Genomic DNA, 20763 nt, shown 5'->3' with positions numbered 1-20763 from the left:
CCCACCGGACGTTGCCGGTAAATTTTCTTCAGAAGTTTTTCATAAGCGCGCCCGGAGGCACGGCGCCACATACGAAGAAAGCTGGGCAGTTAGGGCACGTCACGTCTGATGCCTTGACCCGGAAGTTTCCCTCGCGGATGTCACGTAGGATGTTGCCCAGCTTGACCTGACGGTTACTCAACTCCTTGGCCGACAAAACTAGGGGCTTCGCTTCGGCGTCAGCCAGATGCACCAGTTCCACGATCGCATCTGGAAAAGCTGCGCGAGCTGCCAAGACGAACGCCGCGGCACCGACGTCTTTACCTTCTTGGCTTGATGCGTGTCCGGTCTTGACCCGGCGCAGCGTTCGAATGCCATCACGCACCAAGATTTCGTCCGGCCTGACCTCCACTTCGTGGTCGTCGAAGGTGATGCGCAGCGCGGTGGGCACTTCAACCATGGCACCGGCCCGCGACTCCAGAAAGTAGCCCAGCATCGTGGAGGCCATGGCACGGTAGTCCTCGACGTATCCGTGGTCATGAAGCCCGTGGGTGACGAAGGCCTCCGCAAGAAGCGCATCACACTGATCAGTCGAGGCAACTCCGTTGGTGACTATCTTTCGATAGACCTCCCGGATCGCCTCGTGCATCTGCATGAAGGCGCTCATCCGTCGACGCCCTCCGACTTGCAGCAGATGTGTATACAAGAACCGCCGCCCGCACGACTCGTAGAGCGCGACCGCCTCGGAACTGAAGCATGGCGCGCCCGAAAAGATCACGGGTATTCGTGCAGCGTCTGAGGCTGGAGGCAGGACGGTCACTGGCGTTACCGACCGCTGGCTGGCGGCACCGATACGGTCAAGGAACTTCGACAGTGGCCTCGAGGTGCCGTTGGACTTCGTCGTGGCGCCGTAGAACGCCACACGGTCCCTTGCCCGCGACATCGCCACGTAGAAGAGGCACTCCTGCTCCTCGTTGTGCGCGGCCCGCGCGATTTCGTCCGGACTGCCCGCCACTCCCGTGACCATGCCGTTCGGCGGCGGACATTTAGAGGGGCGGATAGCACCAGGGATGGAGTCCTGATTCACGCCCACTATGTGGACCACGGGAAATTCCAAACCCTTGGAGCCGTGGATCGTCATCAGGCGAACAGCGTCGATGCCTTGGGCTGCAGCGGGCAGTTGCCTAAGGTCCCTGTCGTCCCTGAGGCGCAGCAGCCTGCGCACGCGGTCGGCCAGCCGCTGGATCGGAAGGCCCTGCCCGTTGGGCTGGACCCGCACGAAATTCATGAACTGCCAGATGGCGATGCCTTGGGCCTGTTCAGGAACGCTAGACGACGAGGCGATGCGCGCTGCCAGCCTCGTTCGGTCAAGCAGCAAGGTTGCAAGCACTGCCCAGGGCTGCGCCGTGGCCTCGAAGCCGTCGAGCGCGGTACTTAAGGCAGACAGGGCGGCCTGCCCGGCTCGAGTGACGTCTGGTGCTCCTTGCCGCCACGCACCAGGCTGCACTTCAGCGCCGCGAAGGCGTTCAAATATGCGTACAGCGTCCTCAAGCGCCATAGCGAATTCGGGCCAGCAGGCGGTGCGAATCAGACCCATGGCGCGCCTGTCCACGAGGAGCGAGAGGACAGCGACAAGATCCTTTATCTCGGTGCGCTCGAAAAGACTGCCCAAAAATAGGACGGGCACGCCGGCACGCTCAAGCTCCTGCCCGGTATCGGACAGCCTATCGTTGCCCCTGCACAGAACTGCTTGATCGCGATACCGAAAGCCCGCTGCGCGGAACCGCTCAATGCTGTCGACTAGCACCGAAGTAACGAGCCAACCATCAGCAACGGTGATGACCTCCGGATGCGCGCCGCCGGAGCCCCGATCGGCCACGAGGGACGTGGGCCCGTCAGCGGCACTCATGCTGGCTGCGAAGTTGGAGAAGGCGCTAACGATCTCTGTCGTGGAGCGGTAGTTGATGTCTAGGCTGTCTCGAACACCATCGGGGAAGTCCTCGTGGCCGAAGCGCGCCATGTTGAAAGACGAAGCGCCCCGGAAGCGATAGATGGACTGCTTGGCGTCCCCAACCACCCACAGGTTCTCTCCGGTAGGCTTCAGGGCCGTGAGGAGCCGGACACTGCTTCGGTTCACGTCCTGGTACTCGTCTACCAGTACGTGGTCGTAGTCGCTCTGGATCTGGGCCCTCACCGCTTCATCGCTCTCGAGGAGGAGCACCGGCCGCATGACTAGGTCGCCGAAGTCGACGCACCCTGAGGCGGCTTTGAGTTCCTCGTAGCGCGCGTAGACCCCTGCGACCTCTTCAGCCTTTTCAGCAGCTTCGATAGCAGCAGGGTCGGTCGCGGCCGCGCGCATCGTCTGAGCCAGGGCGAGATAGGCCTGAGGACCAACGACCTCGTCCTTAGCTCGGGAGACTGCGGTCAAGATGTCGGCAGCAGTCTGCGATGGGTCGTAAAGGTTTCTATAGTGCGTCAGGCCGAGCCGCGGGAACTCGATTTCGAGTAGTTCAACAGCCTCAGTACGGTCCATCAGCCGAGGGTCCGTCGGCAATTCGCACCTTTCGCTGAATCGTCTGAGGATGTCTAAGCCAAAGCTGTGGAACGTGCCGATGCACAGCGCAGCCGCCTGTTGAGGGCGTTTCCGAGCGATCCGCTCGGCCATCTCGCCTGCAGCCTTGTTTGAGAAAGTAAGGAGGAGGATGCGCCTGGGGTCAACGCCATCGTCAAGTAAGCTCTCGACGCGAGCCACCAGCGTGCGCGTCTTGCCAGTGCCCGGCCCGGCCTGGAGCAGGAATGCGGCGCCACGGTGGGCCGCGGCGGTTTGCTGCTTTAGGTTTAGCGGGACTTCGATCAGCTCTGTAGCTGCAGCTACCGGAAAGGCGGGAAGCAACAGGGCGTCCAGCATCTGCTGGGCAATAGCCTCGAACGGGGCGCCTAGGCGCGCAGCTACGGCGGAGCACGTCTGGCCTTGGGCCACGTGCAGGTCTACCGCGACGTGTCGTGGGAGGAGAAGCTCCCGCGCAAAAAGATCCATCTGGACCTCTCTCCGCTGACGCCGGCTGTAGTCCACTACGCGGTCCATGCCGACGGGTGCCGCTTCCGAGGTACGAGCCGGGTCGATGTTTGTCGCTTGCTCGGGTTCCTCCTCTCCATCGCCCAGTTCAGCATGCCCGATTTCGTGCGCCACCAGAAACGCCTGGTCGAACGGCGACCCGTTGGCTTCGTGGATTATGAGCGGAACGTCCGGGTCGAAGGAGGCTCTTCCGCCATCGAGAAGTGCGGCACTGGGAGCACAGGTCTCGACGGTGATCCCGAGATCGCTTGCTATACCAACGGCAAACTCGTACGGAGACCATGGATTGCGCCCGCGCTGGACGGCCTCATCGTGCAGCCGCCGCGCGTGCTGCCGAGCCAGCTCTATCGGGTCCATGGCTACTCCTCGCGGAGTAGACTTGAAATGCTCTGTTCGTCGACACCAGCGTCCTGCAAGACCCTCTCGAACGACACCTTCTCAGGCGCTACTGGCTTGACGGCCGATTTCCTTGCGCGAGCCATGGGGGCTACGGCAGGAAGCGCGAGATAGGAGAGCAGCGTCTCGGTCGATGTTTTCAGCGCCTCGGCCATCTTCGCGGCCATGCGATGGGGCAAGGTCGCGACCTCGATCCGGCGCTCTCGGAACGCCAGGCCAACTTGCATTGGCAAGGCCAGCGCACTGATGGCTTCGGTGAATACCTTAGCTGGGGCAGCTTCCAGGGACTGCAGCGTTGCAGCGTCCTTCCGGAGGCGCGCCATACCTGCGGCCACAAGGTCAAACTCGGCGGCACCAGGAGGAATGTTGTCATCAAACTCCCGAGTCAATTCCATGGAGAGGTCTATCAGGGCCACGGAATGCTCAGGGTACTCGGCGAGGTATCGCTGCAGAACACCAGTTCCTGGCTGGAAGTCCATGGCGAACGCTCTCAGAACGTCGTCTGCCGAGAGTTGAGGATGCTGAGTCATCGCACCATCCCCTTTCGCTCAAGGAATCGCTTCAGCGATGCAAAGGCCTTGTCTCGATGCGTGCGGATGGTCTTTTCCGACTTTCCCAGCACTTTGCTGATGGACTCGATCGAGGGGTCATTGGACTCGATGGGAATATCTTGGCGCCACATCACGACGATTCTCCTTTGAAGTTCAGGCAGCCTGTCAATCGCGTCGTCTAGTAGGAGCCGGTAATCTTTCTTGTCAAATTCGTCGGATTCGAACGGGTCGTAGCTGCCGACGGCGGATTCCACCTGGGCAGTAACTTCGCCGTCCTCGCTCTCCAGCTCATCGTTCCGGTTCTCAAGCTTCCAGTGGCGAACGTTCGCATCGTGGCGATCTGCCGCGATGGCTGCGTTGAAGTTGACCTCATAGTAGTCGAGGCGCTCGTCATACTCGTTCCGGTCGCTGAGCAGCAGGTCGACGAAGTGGTCAACGACTTCCTCTCGGATGTTCAACCCAGTCAGAGAGACGGTATCGCCGCCCGAATTGGTGATAGGCCCAACTCGGCTGGCCACGCGACCAAGAAGTTTCTCGGTCAGCTTCTCTCGGTAAGCGCCTGGGGCCGCGTTGCGCACGAAGTACAGCAGCGCTTCGGGGGAGATGAATCCGGGTTCCCTACTCGACCACAGGCCAGCGCGACGCTCAAGTTCTGATGCACTGACGTCAGCGAGATCTTGAATCTCGGATTCGACCACGTCTCGCCTGAAATACGGCATCCCGTCGAGCTTGAGTTTGCGGAGGGAGCGTGACACGGATATTCCTCTGTCTTGTGCGCCGGTGGGCCTGCTTTGATAGTTGTAATCAAGTGTAACAGCAGGTGTTTAGTTTGAGGCTTCGCGCGTTCAGGCAAATACCGGAATTCCGTCCGATGACCTTGACCCGACTGCTGTTGCTCGGACGATCCTCGATACGTGCAGCCATCCGCTTGACCGGGAATCGAGCACCGCAGTCCTCGATGTGCTTGCTTCTATTTCAGTCTGACAGCATCTGCCACAGGTCTAAGCGCTGGGCAGGTTTGCTGAAACACAAGAGAGCATGTCGCGGCCAACCTGAAAGTGGTCGCCGTGAGCCGGCGTGAAGTTGGATGTTTGGAGTTGGATTTCGCTGGATGTCACTGGATCGAGAAGAGGCTAAAAACTTAACCGATTCAGCGACCTGCAACACTCCTTGGATTTCGGTGGAAGTCCTTGGAAAGTTGAAGTGGAGCGGGCGATGGGAACAATCCCAAGCATCCAACCCGTTGATTGACAACTGGATTTTCCCATTCACCGCACGGGAAAAGACCACATATTGTACCAGTCAATCGTGCTCGTCAACGCATTGCTTCCGTCGCCGTCTGGGGACGATCAGCAACAGCCACCAAAGCTCAGGTTCTGGCGGCTCGCGTTCAAGCGCCAGTCTCACCGCCTGGTGCCCCGCCAATCGCCTTCACGCGACTGATGAAGCGCTTCATCGGCTCGGACGGCTCTCCCTGGCGGCGCAGCAGGAACGTGGTCAGCGTCGGCGCCGTGCCGGCCAGCGGCCGGATTGCGATGTCCGGGCGCTGCCAAGTCTGCACCTGCGAACCGATCGCGAAACCAATGCCATAGCCTGCGCCCACCAGTGTCAACATCACGCCCAGGCTCGTCACGTGGTCGGCTACCTTGGGTGTTACGGCTGCTCCATCCAGCACCGCCTGGATTTGGCTGTGACAGCCCGAACCTGCATCCGGGTGGCACAGCACCAACGGGAACTTCAAGGCATCCTGCAACTTGACTTGGACATGAGCAAGCAGCGGATGGCGCGCCGGCACAATCACCGACAGCGGATCGCTCCAAGCCGGCTCGGCCACCAGCCCGTCGTTGACTCCATCCGATAGCGCAAAGCCGATGTCGAGCAGGTCGTTGTGCAGGCCTTTGAGCTGCTGCGAGAACGGCAACTCAAAGACGCGGATGCCCAACTCTGGCTCTTCCTCGCGGCTACGGGCCAACAGCAACGCGATGCGCGGCTGGGCCAGGCTGTCGCAGATGCCGATGCGCAATGTGCCCTGATAGCCTTGGGCCGCGCTCTTGGTCGCCTGTACCGCATGATCGACCGTTGCGAGCACGCGCCGGGCTTCGCCCAACAGCACTTTGCCAGCCCAGGTCAGGCGCGTTTGGCGCGTGCTGCGGTCGAACAACTGCACGTCAAGCAAACGTTCGAGGTCGCGCATCGCACGCGACACCGGCGACTGCTCGATGCCTAAACGTTCGGCCGCTCGGGCCAAGTGCAACTCCTCCGCTACGGCGATGAAGTAGCGCAACAACCTGAACTCCATAGCGGCCTCCTTTTCGCGTTGTTTTGGTGTGGCCGACCCGCCCAACACGTCCGCCCCATTCTTGTTCCAAGGATGAAGTCAATATACGATACCCCCCTATCCTAAACAAAGATGAACATCTATCATGAATCACACAGTCAGGGAGAAGCCAAAGCTCCTCGCTCGTGTGCGTCGCATCCGCGGACAGCTAGAGGGGATCGAGCGTGCTCTGGAAGCCGAAAAGAGATCTGCCGAGGTCCTGCATCAGATCGTTGCGGCACGCGGCGCGCTGACGGGCTTGATGCGCGAAGTCATGGAGGGGCACATCAACTCGCACATCGCCAATCCGCAGGACCCCGGAGACGGTACGCGCGAGCAAGGCGCTGCGGAACTGATCGCAATTCTGCGCAGCTATATGAAGTGAATCCGATGCCGCCTATGGGCGCAGACCTCTTGGGAGGATCATCGACGATCGCGCATCACGAGCGAGTGGATGGGGACCTGTCCTGGTTGCCACCGCAGAGCGCCATCGACAGTAGGCCGAGTGCCATGACCGTAGGGTGGCTATCGCTCAGCGGACGAATGCAGTTGTTGAGCCGCAGCACGCTGCCGCGACCGTTCAGGCTTTCTGCGCTTTGCCCAGCAACCGCAGTCCGTTGAGCACCACCAACAGGCTGGCCCCCATGTCGGCGAAGACCGCCATCCACATCGTTGCGTTTCCAAAGACGGCGAGCACAAGGAAGACGGCCTTGATGCCGAGTGCCAGCGTGATGTTCTGCCACAGCACTGCATGGGTCGAACGCGACAGTTTTACCGTTTCGGCGATGCGCCGCAGATCATCGTTCATCACGACGACATCGGCTGCTTCCATCGCGGTATCGGTGCCGGCCGCGCCCATTGCCACGCCGATGTCGGCTTGCGCGAGAGCGGGCGCGTCGTTGATGCCGTCCCCGGTCATCGCGGTTGGTCCTAGATCGCGCTGCAACGTCTTGATCGCTTCGAGCTTGTGCTCGGGCAACAAGTCGCCGCGTGCCTGCGCGATGCCGGCCTCCAGCGCGACAGCCGTGGCGGTGGCCTGGTTGTCGCCGGTCAGCATGACCGGGGTGATGCCCAGCGCCTGGAGCGACGCGACGGCCTCGCGCGAGGAGGGCTTGATGGTGTCGGCGACTGCGAACAGCGCGAGGACCCTCTCCGGCCTGGCCAGCAGCGTGACGGTGCGGCCCATCTCCTCATGCTGCTTCAGCCGCTGCTCCAGCGCCGGCGAGCACTGCCCACGTTCTTCGATCAGGCGGTGGTTGCCGAGCACATAGGTCACGCCACCGACCTCGGCCTGCACACCACGCCCGGCCAGCGCCCTGAAGTCCCGCGCCTCGACACCGTTGGGCTTCAGGCCGGCAGCAATCGCGCGCGAGACCGGATGGTCGGAGTGGCTGGCCAGCACCACGGCGACGTGTTCGGCCTGCGCCGCCTCGGTTTCCAGATCGACGACGGCCCAATCCACCAGCCGCGGCTTGCCCTCGGTGATCGTGCCCGTCTTGTCAAGCGCGATCGCCTTCAGCTTGCGCGCCTCTTCGAGGTAGATGCCGCCCTTGACCAGGATGCCGCGACGGGCGGCCGCCGCCAGGCCGCTGACGATGGTCACCGGCGTCGAGATCACCAGCGCGCAGGGGCAGGCGATGACCAGCAGCACCAGCGCCTTGTAGATGGCCTGCATCAAGCTCCAGCCGAGCAGCCACGGGCCGAGCAGCGCAACCGTCAGCGCGATCATGAAGATCGCCGGCGTGTAGACCGCCGCGAAGCGGTCGACGAAGCCCTGCGTCGGCGCGCGCGTCGCCTGCGCTTCCTCGACAGCATGGATGATGCGCGCAAGCGTCGAATTCGACGCCGAAGCCGTGACCTCGAACTCGAAGACTTCCAGCACCCGGCTATTGAAAAGCTTGTCGCCGGGCGCGGGTGGCGCGCCTTCACTGCATCAGCGGATCGGTGCGGTGTACGACTTCGTGCGCAACGAGATCGCCTACGGCTGCAACGAGGCGGATGAGTTGCCGGCCTCGTGGGTGCTGGCTGACGGCTAAGGGCAGTGCAACACCAAGGGGACTAAACCCTGTAAGATATCCCCTCCAGGGGCATAGGATCAAGGCGCTCGGTTATGCACACACATCACTCCGATACACATCAGTCACATCCCGCGATCGTTAAGCGGCTGCGCCGCGCCGGAGGTCATCTGAACAGCATCGTGGAAATGATCGAGCAAGGCCGCTCCTGCCTCGACATCGCACAGCAGCTACAGGCGGTGGAGAAGGCGATTCAGCAGGCGAAGAAGACGCTCATTCAGGACCACCTTGATCACTGCCTGGAGGATGTGGTTGGCCCCTTGGCGCGCGATCAACGCGAGTCCATGGCCGAGTTCAAAGAGATCACCCGATACCTGTGAGCCTTCTATGCCGTCTCTTGCCGAACTGATTCACCAGGGAACCGCGAGCGTCTGACGCCATGCTGCAGATTCTTGCCAACCGCACGTACCGACACCTGTTTCTCGCACAGGTGATCGCGCTCGTCGGTACGGGATTGGCGACGGTGGCGCTCGGGCTGCTGGCATACCAGTTGGCCGGCGCGGATGCGGGAACGGTGCTCGGCACCGCATTCGCGATCAAGATGGTGGCCTACGTCGGTGTGGCGCCGGTCGCAACTGCGCTGGCTGACCGATTCCCTCGCCGCACGATGCTGGTCTGTCTGGATCTGGTACGTGCTGCCGTTGCGCTACTGCTGCCTTTCGTTTCGCAGGCGTGGCAGGTCTATGTCCTGATCTTCGTACTGCAAGCGGCGTCGGCGGCCTTCACGCCCACCTTCCAGGCGACGATCCCCGACGTACTGCCCGATGAGAAGGAATACACCCAGGCGCTCTCGCTTTCGCGCTTGGCCTACGACCTGGAAAGCCTCGTGAGCCCGATGCTGGCGGCGGCGCTTCTAACGGTCGTCAGCTTTCACAACTTGTTCGCCGGCACAGTCGTCGGCTTTCTTGCGTCCGCCGCGCTTGTGGTTTCAGTCGTGCTGCCGAGCCCCAAGGCGAGCGAGCATCGCGGCATCTACGACCGCACGACGCGCGGCCTGCGCATCTACCTCGCGACTCCCCGGTTGCGGGGACTATGGGCCGTGCAGGCCGGCGTAGCAGCGGCCGGTGCCATGGTCTTCGTGAACACCGTGGTGCTGGTGCAGTCCGCTTGGAGCTTGAGCCAAACCCAGGTCGCATTGGCCTTGGCGACATTCGGTGCAGGGTCCATGGTGGCAGCGCTGGCCTTGCCCCGGGCACTGGAGCGCTTACCCGATCGGCCAGTGATGCTCGCAGGTTTAGCCGTGCTGGTGCTGGGCCTGGCCCTTGGGTCGATCGTTCAGGGAATGAATGGCCTGCTGCCGTTGTGGTTCGTGCTCGGCCTTGGATACTCCGCTGCTCAGACGCCTTCGGGTCGGTTGCTGCGCCGCTCTGCGCATCCAGAAGATAGACCGTCGGTGTACGCGGCGCAGTTCGCGCTATCACATGCCTGCTGGCTGGTGTTCTATCCATTGGCCGGGTGGCTTGGGGCAAGAGCGGGGCTTCCCTGGGCCTTCGCAGTGCACTGTGCGGCAGCGATCGTCGCGCTTGTACTGACCCTCAAGCTATGGCCGGCCGATGACCCGGAAGTGCTTGAGCATGAGCACCATGACCTACCGCCAGGTCACGCGCACGCGGATGGCACCGAGCCAAGGACCGCAGGACTGCGCCATACCCACCCCTATGTGGTGGACGACTTGCACCCACGCTGGCCGGGCTTAGAACGATGAACCACCTAGCTGATACATCTAAGAGTAGCGTCCTCGGGCTCATGACGCGGGAGCGCTGGATCGAGGTCGGGCGCATCGTGTTGACGGGAGCCGTCGCACTGCTCTATTGGCGGCAGCTTGTCCCGCTCTACGTCCTGTGGGCAGCGGTCGGCATCGGCCTTTACCCGCTAGTCAAGACCGGGCTGATTGATCTGTTCACCGAACGAAAAATCGGTACCGAAATCTTCGTCACGATTGCAACGCTCGTCGCGGTGTTCGGCGGCGAAACGGTTGCCGGCGCTGTGTTGATGGTCATCATCCTCATTGCCGAGTTCATCGCCGAGTTGAACACTGATCGCGCGCGGGCATCCATCAAGGAACTGATCGGCGCTGTGCCGCAGACGGCACTGGTCCGCGAGGATGGCACGGAGCGCACAGTGCCCATCACCGCGGTCAAGGCCGGGCAAGTCGTTCTCGTGCGTACCGGCGAGAAGATTCCGGTTGACGGCGTGGTGGTCGGCGGCAGCGCTGCAGTGAATCAGGCGCCGATCACTGGCGAAAGCGTGCCCCAGGACAAAACCGAGGGCACGCAAGTCTTCGCCGGAACAATCGTCGAATCCGGTGCGATCGACGTGCGCACGGATAGGGTCGGCGGCGACACGATCTTTTCCCGCATCATTGCCTTGGTCGAGAGCGCCGAGTCCGAAAGAGCACCAGTACAGAAGCTGGCGGACAAGGTGGCGAGCTGGCTGATCCCGGTCGTTCTGATCTTTCTGGTCGGCGTATTCCTCGTCACGCGCGATGTCTCGAAGGTGGTGACGCTGTTGATCTTCACATCGCCGGCAGAGCTTGGCTTGGCGACACCGCTCGTCATGATTGCCGCAATCGCCCGCGCCGCGCGGAGCGGCATTCTGATCAAGGGCGGCCTCTATCTGGAGCTGCTGGCGAAGGCCGACGCGGTGGTCTTTGATAAGACCGGCACGCTGACCGCGAATAAGCCGGAGGTCGTACAGGTTCAGTCCTTTGACCCGACCCTCAATGAGGACGATCTTCTGCGCCTTGCGGCTGCGGCAGACCGACGCTCTGCGCATCCGCTGGCCAAAGCTGTTTTCGAGGGTGCGACGCGCCGAAGCATTCAGGTACCGGAGCCACAGACTTTTGAACAGTTGCAGGCACGCGGCGTCAAGGCGACCGTCGACGGCAAGATCGTACTGGTGGGCAATCCGGCGCTGCTGCTTGAAGCCGGGGTGACGATCGACCAACCTGTCGCAGAGTCCGGCCGCACCCCGGTGCATGTGGCGGTAGACGGCAAGCTTGTCGGTGTCATCTTCATTGCGGACACGTTGAGGCAGGGAGCGCGTGCGGCGATTGCCTCGCTCAAGGAAAGCGGCGTCAAGCGTGTCGTCATGTTGACAGGAGACAACGCCGCAACGGCCAACGCGATCGCGGGCGAACTCGGAGTAGATGACGTTAAAGCCGACCTGATGCCGGAGGGCAAGGTCGTCGCGATCTCAGAACTTCAGAAGCAAGGGCTCAAGGTCGCCATGGTCGGCGATGGCGTCAACGACGCGCCCGCACTGGCGAGCGCAGATGTCGGCATCGCCATGGGCGGCGGCGGTGCCCAAGCAGCCCTTGAGGCCGCAGACATCGCGTTGATGACCGACGACCTGAGCAAGATCGTGGCTGCACGCAGCATTGCACGCCGCTCCTACCGCACCATCCAGGAGAACCTGTGGGTTGGTGTCGGTGTCGTGCATGTGCTGGGAATCACCGCCGCGTTGCTGGGATGGATCGGACCGATTCAGGCCGCCTTCATCCACCTCGGCCCTGACGTCCTGGTGTTCCTGAATTCCGTGAAGCTGTTGCGGGTGAAGATCGCTGGTACGTGACGATGACAATCCAGCAGCCTCCATCCCCGACAGCCACGGTGCACGCTACGCCAGCGAACGCTGTCGTGCGCACATTCGCATGGATGGCGCGACTGGTCCTGGTGTTGCTGCTGGTGGTCGATCAGGTAGGAGCACCGTTGCATGCGCATCACCATGACTTCGGTGTCGATGGTCTGGCCCTCGCCGACGTGCATGCGCACAACGCCGAGGTGCATGACGGGCACACCGTAGACGCTCGGCATATCGAGGATTGTTCGGGAATCGGCGGCGGCCATTCGGTCCTCGCACTTCGCGTTGAGGGCAGGACGTTCGTCGCTTCGTCCGAGAAGTCCGATGGCGACCAGCAGCATGCAGCCTTCGTTGCGCTGCTCATGGCAGTGGCAGCACCGTCGGTCGATATTCGCCGGCAGCCTGACGATTGGCCCCGCCAGGCGGCACCCCTGTACTCCACAGGCGTAGTCCGTCCACAGGTAAGAGCGCCCCCACTCCGCGCTTGACGTCAGTTCCCCATTGACCAGTCAAGGGCCTGCTCGCCGGTTGCGGCGGCGGGCTGGCATTTCCGCGGAGTATTTATGTCTTACCAATCTTCACTTTGGACGCGCACGCTCTGCGCTTCCGCAATCGCGTTCTCTCTCTCGTCGACGGCCTTGGCTGCCGACGAGTTCGCCGTTTCCACCGCGCAGATGCAGGCCCTGGGCGTACAGCTACAGCGCCTGGACAAGCCTGCATCCATTCCGGGCATGACCTATCCAGCCCGCGTCGTGCTGCCTCCCTCGCAGGAATACGTCGTCAGCGCGCCGCTGGCCGGCGTGGTCGATCAATTGCTGATCGGTCAGAACGAAGCCGTCAAGCCGGGGCAGGCCTTGCTCCGCTTGGCCAGCCCGGAATTGGGCGAGCAGCAGCTCAAGCTGATGGAAGCGGCCTCACGCAACCGCTTGGCGCAACGAACCCTGCAACGAGAGAAGCAACTGGCATCCGAAGGTATCGTGCCCGAGCGCCGGGCGCAGGACGCACAGAACGCCGCCGCCGAGGAGCAAGCCCGCGTGCGACAGGCTGAGGCCGCCTTGCGGCTGGCCGGATTGGATGCCGCATCCATACGCCGCGTTGCTGAAGGCAGCGCCATGCAGGATGCGCTAGTCATCCGGGCACGCGCCGGGGGCATCGTGACCGAGCTGAGCATCAAGCCCGGCCAGCGCGTAGCACCCTCCGATCCCTTGGTGCGGGTTGCCGACACCGGCAAGCTGTGGCTCGACATTCAATTGCCGGTGGAGCGTCAGTCGCAGGTGACGGCACGCGGCGGTCAAGTGGGCATCGTAGGTCGGGATGCGAGCGCCGTCACCGCAAGCCTGGGCAGCACGGTCAGCGACAACCAGACCATCGTGCTGCGCGCGCAGGTCACGCGCGGGGCGGCGTTGCTGCGGCCGGGCGAGTTCGTGCAGGCCCAAGTGGCCTTTGCCGGTGGCGGCGAAGGCTGGCCGGTGCCGGTCGCCGCCGTGGCGCGACAGGACGGCAAAGCCTATGTCTTTGTGCGCACCGACAAGGGCTTCGTGGCCACGCCGGTGGAGGTACTGGACAGCGCCGGCCAGGCCCTGCGCATAAAGGGCGCGCTGCGCCCCGGCCAGGAGATCGCCATCACGTCCGTGATCGGCCTGAAAGCAGCCTGGCTCGGCAAGGGCGGCGGCGAGAAGGGTGAATGACATGCTGACCCGTCTCGTTCAATTCGCGCTCGCGCAGCGCTTGTTCGTCCTGCTGGCCGGCGCCTTGTTGGCCGGTGCGGGCTGGTATGCCTTCCGCAACCTGCCGATCGATGCGTTTCCCGACGTAGCGAGCACGCAGGTCAAGATCATCATGAAGGCCCCGGGCATGACGCCCGAGGAGATCGAAACTCGCATCGCCGTACCGATCGAAGTCGAGATGCTGGGCATTCCCAACCAGCGCATCCTGCGCTCGATGTCCAAGTACGGCATCGTCGACATCACGGTCGATTTTGAGGACGCCACCGACATCTATTGGGCACGTCAGCAAGTGGCTGAACGGCTGTCCAACATCAGTGCCGATCTGCCTAGCGGCATCAGCGGTGGCATGGCGCCGATCACGACGCCGCTCGGCGAAATGTTCATGTTCACCGTCGAGTCCAAAGAGATGTCGCTGGAGGAGCGACGTAGCTTGCTCGACTGGGTGATCCGGCCCGCCCTGCGTTCGGTGCCGGGCGTGGCGGATGTCAATGCGCTGGGCGGCAAGGTGCGCACGTTCGAGATCGTTCCCGACCCAGTGAAGCTCGCCGCGGTGGGCCTGTCCACCACGCAGTTGCGGAAAGCCATCGAGGAAAACAACCGCAATGACGGCGCTGGCCGTCTGCGTGAAGGCGATGAAGTGCTGCTGGTGCGCAGCGAAGGCAGCATCAGGACCATGGAGGATCTGCGCGCCATCGTCGTCAAGGCCGAGGGCGGCGCGAGCGTGCGCGTTGCCGACGTTGCCCAGGTGCGCGAGGGCTATCTCACGCGCTACGGCGTGGTGACGCAAAGCGGTAAGGGCGAGGCCGTGGAAGGCCTGGTGCTCGGGTTGGCCGGCGCCAATGCACAGAAAGTTGTGCAAGGCGTGACGCAGAAGCTGGAAGAACTCAAGCCCACCTTGCCCAAGGGCGTCGAGATCAAGGTCTTCTACAACCGCGCCAATCTCGTGGAGACGGCCGTGGGCACCGTGTCTAAGGCGCTGCTGGAGGCGACCGTGCTGGTGCTGGTGCTGCTGGGGGCCTTCCTGGGCAACCTGCGGGCCGCGGTGACGGTGGCTGCGGTGCTGCCACTGTCAGCGCTGGCCACCTTCATCCTGATGCGCTGGTATGGCATGTCGGCCAACCTGATGAGCCTGGGTGGTCTGGCTATCGCGCTGGGCATGCTGGTGGACGGTGCGGTGGTGGTGGTCGAAAACATCGTCCAGCACCTGGCCCATGACGGCAAGGACAAGCTACCGCGCCAGCACGTGGTGTTCCGGGCGGTGCGCGAGGTGGCTGCCCCCGTGGCTGCCGGCATTCTGATCATCGCCGTCGTGTTCCTTCCCTTGATGACGCTGCAAGGTCTGGAAGGCAAGTTCTTCGTGCCCGTGGCGATGACGATCGTGTTCGCGCTCGCCAGTTCGCTCATCCTGTCGCTGACCGTCATTCCCGTGCTGTCGTCCTTCCTGTTCAAGAAGGTGCAGCACGACGATCCCTGGCTGCCGCGCCAGGCACTGCGGCTGTATTCGCCGATCCTGGACTTTGCCCTGCGCCGGCAGACGCTGGTCTTCATCGTGGCTGGCGTCATGCTGGCGCTCGCGGTGGGTGTCTACACCCTGGTGGGCAAGACCTTCATGCCGACCATGGACGAAGGCGACATCATCGTCGGCATCGAGAAGCTGCCCTCGGTGAGCCTGGAGCAGACGGCGGAACTCGACCTCAAGATTCATCAGGCGTTGATGAAGGGCGTGCCCGAGATCACCGGCGTCGTCGCGCGAGCCGGCGCCGACGAGATCGGCCTGGACCCCATGAGCCTGAACCAGACCGACACCTTCCTCGTGCTCAAGCCACGCAGCGAATGGCCCGCAGGCGGCAAGCCGGCGCTGGAAGACAAGATTCGCGGCGTGCTCGACCAGTTGCCGGGCGTGGTCTACAGCTTCACGCAGCCGATCGACATGCGCGTGTCCGAGATGATCATCGGCGTGCGCGGCGACGTGGCGATCAAGATCTTCGGGCCGGACTTGAAAACGCTCAATGACCTCGCCGCCCAGGTCGAAAAGCTGGTCAAGGAAGTGCCCGGCAACCAGGACGTCTACACCGTCGAGAACGATGGCGTGCAGTACCTGCGTGTGGTGGTCGATCGGCTGGCCGCAGGACGCTACGGTCTGTCGGTTGAGGAGGTGCAGGACGCCCTGCGTGTGCAGATCGAGGGTATGCGCGCCGGCACGGTGATCGACGGCAACCGGCGCATCCCGATCGTGGTACGCGGGCCGGACGGCGTGAAGGTGTCACCGGCAGAATTCGCGGCGCTCCACATCACCACGCCTGGCGGACAGAGCGTGGCGCTGGATCAGCTTGCCAGGCTGGAGCGCGAAAGCGGCCCAGTGAAGATCGACCGCGAGATGGGCAGCCGCTATGGCGTGGTGATCGCCAACGTCACCGGGCGCGATCTGGTGGGCTTCGTCGAAGAGGCCAAGGCCAAGATCGCGCAGTCGGTGCAGCTACCCACCGGCTACCGCATTGCCTGGGGTGGGCAGTTCGAGAACCAGCAGCGCGCGGCCGCGCGCTTGGCACTGGTGGTGCCGTTGTCGCTGGGCTTCATCTTCGTGATCCTGTTCTCCACCTTTGGCTCGGTGCGCCAAGCCCTGCTGGTGCTGAGCAATGTTCCCTTCGCGCTGGTGGGCGGCATCATGGGGCTGTGGTTGACGGGCGAGTACCTGTCCGTGCCGGCCTCGGTGGGTTTCATTGCCCTGCTGGGCATCGCCGTGCTCAACGGCGTGGTGCTGGTGAGTTACTTCAATCAGTTGCATGCCGAAGGCCTGCCGCTCGTCGAGTGCGTCACCCAGGGCGCGAGAAGGCGCTTGCGGCCGGTGCTGATGACCGCATCGATCACCGCTTTCGGGTTGATACCACTGTTGTTCGCCACCGGCCCAGGCTCGGAAATCCAGCGCCCGTTGGCCATCGTTGTCATCGGCGGACTGATCACGGCCACCGCCCTGACGCTGATCCTACTGCCCATCCTTTACCTGAGATTCGCACACGCCAAGCCGTCGGCGGCCCCGGAGGTGAGTCATGCCTAAGTCCTGCTTGACCTTGATTCTTGATCCGCAGATTGAGGAGAAGCTGCTCGACCTGCTGCTCGAAGTCGCAGGTGATGAACTCTTCGTCAGCACGCCGGCGTTCAGCCACGGCACAACCCACGGGCGGCTGTCGGAAGAGGAAAAAGTGATGGGGCGCAGCCACGCGGTCCGGGTGCAGATCCTGGTCACCGAGGAACGGCAGGAGCAACTCCTGCAACTGCTGCGAGAACGTTTTGCCGGCACCGGATTGCGTTACTGGGCAACACCGTTGTCGATCGATGGAGAGATTGCATGAAGTCTTGGATCATGATGACCTTGGGGTGGGCGCTGGTGCTGCCGCTGCAGGTGGTTGCGCAGCCCGCCACTCCGTCCGACCTACCTCCTGCCGAACTTGCACGTGCGGCCATCGAGCAGGAGCCTTCCGTGGTGAAAGCCCGGTATGCGCTGGAAGCAGCAGGCCATGCGGGGCGCAGGATCGCTGCATCACCCTACGAGTGGTCTGTAGGAGTCGACGGCCAGAGACGCCGCTACGACACAGGTGGCAATTCCAACGAATGGACCGCCAGGATCGAGCGGCCGATCCGAATTGGCGGCAAAGCCGAACTCGACCAAGGCCTGGGCGACGCTACCGAGCGGATAGCTCGTGTCGAGTTGGCGCAAGCGCGGCATGAAGCGGCGCGTGCATTGGCTGACTTGTGGATCGACTGGCTGGCAACTATCCAAGCGCGAGAACTGGCCAAAGAGCAACTCGGCTTCGCCGAATCGAGCGCGTCAGCAGTCGCCGGGCGCCGCAAGGCCGGCGATGCGTCGCTTCTGGATCTCAACGCTGCGCAAGCGGACGCAGCCGAAGCGCGCCGACAGTTCGATGCCGTGCAGGCACAGGAGGCCAAGGCGATCCTTCGCCTGCGCGCACGTTTTCCGTCCCTGGTGATGGAGCCGCGGTCCTTAAGCGAGCCCGTGGAACTAGACATGGAGGAGGTGCAGTGGCGCGAACGGGTCCTGGCCGAGAGCGAAACGCTGCGGATCATGCAGGAATCGCTGAAGCGGGCCGAACTGACGGCCGATCGGGCACGGGCCGATCGGATTCCTGATCCCACGGTTGGCATTTACACGGCCTCGGAGGCTCGTCGCAGTGAACGCATCGTCGGTGTCAGCGTGAGCATCCCGCTCGGAGGGACCTATCGCAGGGAGACCATGCAAGAGGCGCTCAAGCAGGTAGACGTGACGCGGGCTGAACTGGAGCGCCAGCGCAAGGAAGTCGACCTGGCGATTGCGGAAACCATCAACGATGCCCGCACTGCACTGCGGCGATGGAGGTTGGCCGAGCAGTCCGCACAGATGGCCCGCGAGAACGCCAGGCTCGGCCAGCGTGGCTATGCCCTCGGCGAGGGGGATCTGCAATCGCTGCTGCTGCTACGTCGGCAATCCGTTGATGCTGTCGGCGCATCGCTTTCATCCCGCATCGAAGCGTTGAAGGCGCGCAATCGACTGCTGGTCGATGCCCATTTGATTTGGGGGTTAGCCGATGAGTAAGGCTGCGCCGCTGCGCCGCGTGCCATCTTGAACGATCAAGCTGCTTTAAGTGGCTTGAAGTGGACCTGCCGGGAATTCAATCCCGGCCCTGAAACCGGAAGCGTGAAATGCAAGGTGGAACCGTAAGACCGTTCAGGAGCGCATTCATGTTGGTCCTTCGTGCTGCAAGCAGCGGCCTCATGACGGAGAGAACATGGACCTGCGTCACATCCGGGCCTTCATTGCAGTGGCCGAGGAGTTGCACTTCGGCCGCGCGGCGAAGCGCCTGCATATCGAGCAATCACCCCTATCCCGCACGATCCGCAAGCTGGAGGCCGACTTGGGAGTGACCCTGCTCCAGCGCACGCCGCGCGGTGCCAGCCTAACCTGGGCCGGGCGCGCCTTTCTGCAGGATGCCCGCCGCGTCATACTGGCCGTCGAGCACGCCGAAGCCAGAGCACGCGCGGCGGCCGAGGGGTATCAGGACACGCTGCGCATTGCGCTGGCGGGCGACATCGGACGGGTTCGACTGTCGACGTTGCTCGCACTGTGCCGACAGGAAGCTCCGCAAGTGAACATCCGGCTGTCAGAGGTGCCACTCGCTCAATTGGTGCATGGACTGAGCACGGACCTGTTCGATGCCGGCCTTGCGATGATCGATGACGTGGACGCTGGGATTGTTGCGGCACCGTTGTGGGAAGACCCGTTGGTGGTCGCTCTTCCTGCGCGACATCCGCTACTGGTCTTCAAGGAGGTGCCCCTGGAAGAAGTGGTGAGCTATCCGCTGGTGCTGTGCGATCCACAGGTTTGCGAAGGCTGCAGCCGACAGCGCGAACGGCTGTTCCGATCAGTCGAGGCTCGGCCGATAGTGGCTGAATATGTCACTACTCATGGCCTGATGTTGGCGCTGGTGGCCGCGGGCTACGGAATCGGCTTTTCGAGCGCTGCACACGTTGCTGATTGCCAGCATGCCGACGTGGTGGCTCGACCGCTGGCCGATCGGGTGGCATCTCTGACCACCTATCTGCTGCGGCTAGAAGGAGAGATGAGGGACGCACTGAGGCAATTCATCGACCGTGCTCAGCGTGCGGCGCCACCGTCAGGCGCCTGATAGACGGTCGGTTTAATGACCGCCTATCGGAGGGCGTGATTCTTTTTCGGTCTTACGTCTGACCCAAATTGCATCGCGGCAAGCGGCTGCGCACCTGCTCTTTGTGAACAGCCAAATATGCCAATCTGTTGCTGATGCGTGACTCACCATTCGCTGCCAGAAAAATCAGTGAGGTGACACGGAAGGCATGTGCACCTGCCGGCTGCAAATCGGCTCGGAGCAGTGACACATTGGCTCTTTACCCCTCGATGACTTCGGGCAAAAACTTTGTCGAAGGTTTCCGGGTAGAGCGCAGGCCACTCGTGCTCTGTTGATGCATGGAGGCGCACGACCTTTCAGGCTGTTTCTCCAGGTAACGGAGTATTTCCACGGGGCATTATGGCGGAGGACTACGGCGCGTCGCAAGGTGTGATCGACCAATTTTGATCGGCTGTATCACCGACGGGCAACATCCTCTCCAACGATGAAGGCCCCGCGCTTCATCCGGATTTCTTGGGCGATCGCCGCACCCATGGGGGCGCGCGTCTGCCGGAGTTCAATCCGACGATGGGAAGCGCGCGATATGCCGAAATCGAGCTGCCTTGCATTTGGCACCAAGACGTATTACCGACCGATCGAGGTGGCGATCCGTTGGGCGGGCCTCTTGCGTTTTGAGTTGCGGATCCTGGAAGCGCTAGGCTCGCGCGCTATTCCCGATATGAGCGACTTCCCGCGCTGGCCGATGCTGCGGCTGTTCGCGGAGCGCATCTTCGATGCGCTGGCGCACGATGAACTGCCCTTCGGCAAGGCTGGCATCGCACATGAATCGCAGCGACTGGCACTCGATGACCCTGACTTGATCGTGCGTCACGTCGATCTGAGGGCATGGATGTCGTACTACTACCCCGGCGAGCGGCCGCAGTTCCTGTTCGACGAGATCGAGCGCGAGCTGCATCCGGCGGTGAACCTGGCAACGCTGAACGTGCTGCTGGCCGATCGCGAAGCGTCCAAAGTGCAGCTCGCAGAACTCGTACAACTGCATGCGGCATTGCGGGCTCAGTATGAAGCGTTGGCGAAGGAGCACGCCGTCCGCATAGCCGAGAGCGGCGGCGAACGTGAGCTTGGACTGCGCAGCGAATCAACATATCTGAACATCATCGGCGGTCTGCTGACTTTGCTGTTAGGCAAGTCACCCGCGGGCAAGTCCTATTCATCCTTCCAGAACATGGACGCCGTGGTCAGTGCGTTGTTGGCCCACCATGAAGGACGGCCCGGCATCAGCGAGCGCACGCTGTGGAGCAAGCTCGCCCAGGCTCGCCGCCACTTGGAGGCATCGCGCTAACCCCACAGCGCACTTACTGCAATTGCAGTGGCGAGTTCTGCTGTTGCAGTGAATTCCGCGG

Annotated in this window: 15 protein-coding genes and 2 pseudogenes; 12 read left to right on the top strand and 5 right to left on the bottom strand. The window is 62.7% G+C overall.

Going from position 1 to position 20763, the window contains the following annotated elements; translation table 11 throughout:
* Window positions 1–28: 28 nt before the first annotated feature.
* The 4 genes from HT579_15645 to HT579_15630 form a co-directional block, all read right to left on the bottom strand.
* The gene (locus HT579_15645; protein ID QKS30230.1) at window positions 29–3412 is read right to left on the bottom strand and encodes a UvrD-helicase domain-containing protein; all 3384 of its coding nucleotides are present in this window, start codon (window positions 3410–3412) and stop codon (window positions 29–31) included.
* A 2-nt stretch (window positions 3413–3414) separates the two neighbouring features.
* Window positions 3415–3981 carry a hypothetical protein gene (locus HT579_15640; GenBank protein QKS30229.1) on the bottom strand — a complete coding sequence of 189 codons (567 nt, stop codon included), beginning with the start codon at window positions 3979–3981 and terminating at the stop codon, window positions 3415–3417.
* Window positions 3978–4757 (bottom strand): sigma-70 family RNA polymerase sigma factor, encoded by a 780-nt coding sequence (locus HT579_15635; GenBank protein QKS30228.1) that lies wholly within the window; start codon window positions 4755–4757, stop codon window positions 3978–3980. Before HT579_15635 ends, HT579_15640 begins: the two co-directional genes overlap by 4 nt.
* Window positions 4758–5392: 635 nt before the next feature.
* A complete protein-coding gene (locus HT579_15630) occupies window positions 5393–6301 on the bottom strand; it encodes a LysR family transcriptional regulator (protein ID QKS30227.1) in 909 nt (302 codons plus the stop codon).
* Between the two features lie 124 nt (window positions 6302–6425).
* On the opposite strand from HT579_15630, the gene HT579_15625 reads away from it, so the two are divergent.
* On the top strand, window positions 6426–6704 hold the full coding sequence (locus HT579_15625) for a metal/formaldehyde-sensitive transcriptional repressor (GenBank protein ID QKS30226.1): 279 nt from the start codon (window positions 6426–6428) through the stop codon (window positions 6702–6704).
* Window positions 6705–6899: 195 nt separating this feature from the next.
* On the opposite strand, the pseudogene HT579_15620 reads toward HT579_15625, so the two are convergent.
* Window positions 6900–8189, bottom strand: a pseudogene (locus HT579_15620) (heavy metal translocating P-type ATPase).
* On the opposite strand from HT579_15620, the pseudogene HT579_15615 reads away from it, so the two are divergent.
* The 11 genes and pseudogenes from HT579_15615 to HT579_15565 all read left to right on the top strand — a co-directional run bounded on the left by HT579_15615 (window position 8133) and on the right by HT579_15565 (window position 20702).
* Window positions 8133–8355 (top strand): annotated as a pseudogene (locus HT579_15615) (hypothetical protein). The pseudogenes HT579_15620 and HT579_15615 overlap by 57 nt on opposite strands.
* A gap of 74 nt (window positions 8356–8429) precedes the next feature.
* Window positions 8430–8714 carry a metal-sensing transcriptional repressor gene (locus tag HT579_15610; protein ID QKS30225.1) on the top strand — a complete coding sequence of 95 codons (285 nt, stop codon included), beginning with the start codon at window positions 8430–8432 and terminating at the stop codon, window positions 8712–8714.
* A 59-nt stretch (window positions 8715–8773) separates the two neighbouring features.
* Entirely contained in the window at window positions 8774–10099 is a 1326-nt protein-coding gene (locus HT579_15605) for an MFS transporter (protein QKS30224.1), read from the top strand.
* The gene (gene cadA, locus HT579_15600; protein ID QKS30223.1) at window positions 10096–11967 is read left to right on the top strand and encodes a cadmium-translocating P-type ATPase; all 1872 of its coding nucleotides are present in this window, start codon (window positions 10096–10098) and stop codon (window positions 11965–11967) included. Before HT579_15605 ends, cadA begins: the two co-directional genes overlap by 4 nt.
* Window positions 11968–12032: 65 nt before the next feature.
* Window positions 12033–12464, top strand: coding sequence for a hypothetical protein (locus HT579_15595; protein QKS30222.1), 432 nt, complete (start codon window positions 12033–12035; stop codon window positions 12462–12464).
* 75 nt (window positions 12465–12539) lie between these two features.
* Window positions 12540–13664 carry an efflux RND transporter periplasmic adaptor subunit gene (locus HT579_15590; protein QKS30221.1) on the top strand — a complete coding sequence of 375 codons (1125 nt, stop codon included), beginning with the start codon at window positions 12540–12542 and terminating at the stop codon, window positions 13662–13664.
* 1 nt (window position 13665) lies between these two features.
* Complete coding sequence (locus tag HT579_15585) at window positions 13666–16758, top strand: efflux RND transporter permease subunit (protein ID QKS30220.1); 3093 nt, start codon at window positions 13666–13668, stop codon at window positions 16756–16758.
* Window positions 16751–17053: a DUF3240 family protein gene (locus HT579_15580; GenBank protein QKS30219.1), complete on the top strand. Its 303-nt coding sequence runs from the start codon at window positions 16751–16753 to the stop codon at window positions 17051–17053. The genes HT579_15585 and HT579_15580 overlap by 8 nt, the downstream gene beginning before the upstream one ends.
* A complete protein-coding gene (locus tag HT579_15575) occupies window positions 17050–18291 on the top strand; it encodes a TolC family protein (protein ID QKS30218.1) in 1242 nt (413 codons plus the stop codon). The genes HT579_15580 and HT579_15575 overlap by 4 nt, the downstream gene beginning before the upstream one ends.
* 193 nt (window positions 18292–18484) lie before the next feature.
* On the top strand, window positions 18485–19381 hold the full coding sequence (locus HT579_15570; GenBank protein ID QKS30217.1) for a LysR family transcriptional regulator: 897 nt from the start codon (window positions 18485–18487) through the stop codon (window positions 19379–19381).
* Between the two features lie 562 nt (window positions 19382–19943).
* Window positions 19944–20702, top strand: a complete 759-nt coding sequence (locus tag HT579_15565) for an ATP-binding protein (GenBank protein ID QKS31664.1) — start codon at window positions 19944–19946, stop codon at window positions 20700–20702.
* Window positions 20703–20763: the final 61 nt, after the last annotated feature.

Source organism: Candidatus Accumulibacter similis, assembly GCA_013347225.1.
Taxonomy (GTDB): Bacteria; Pseudomonadota; Gammaproteobacteria; order Burkholderiales; family Rhodocyclaceae; genus Accumulibacter; species Accumulibacter similis.
Note: the sequence above shows the minus strand (reverse complement) of the source record. Positions and strands in the feature narration are given on the sequence as shown.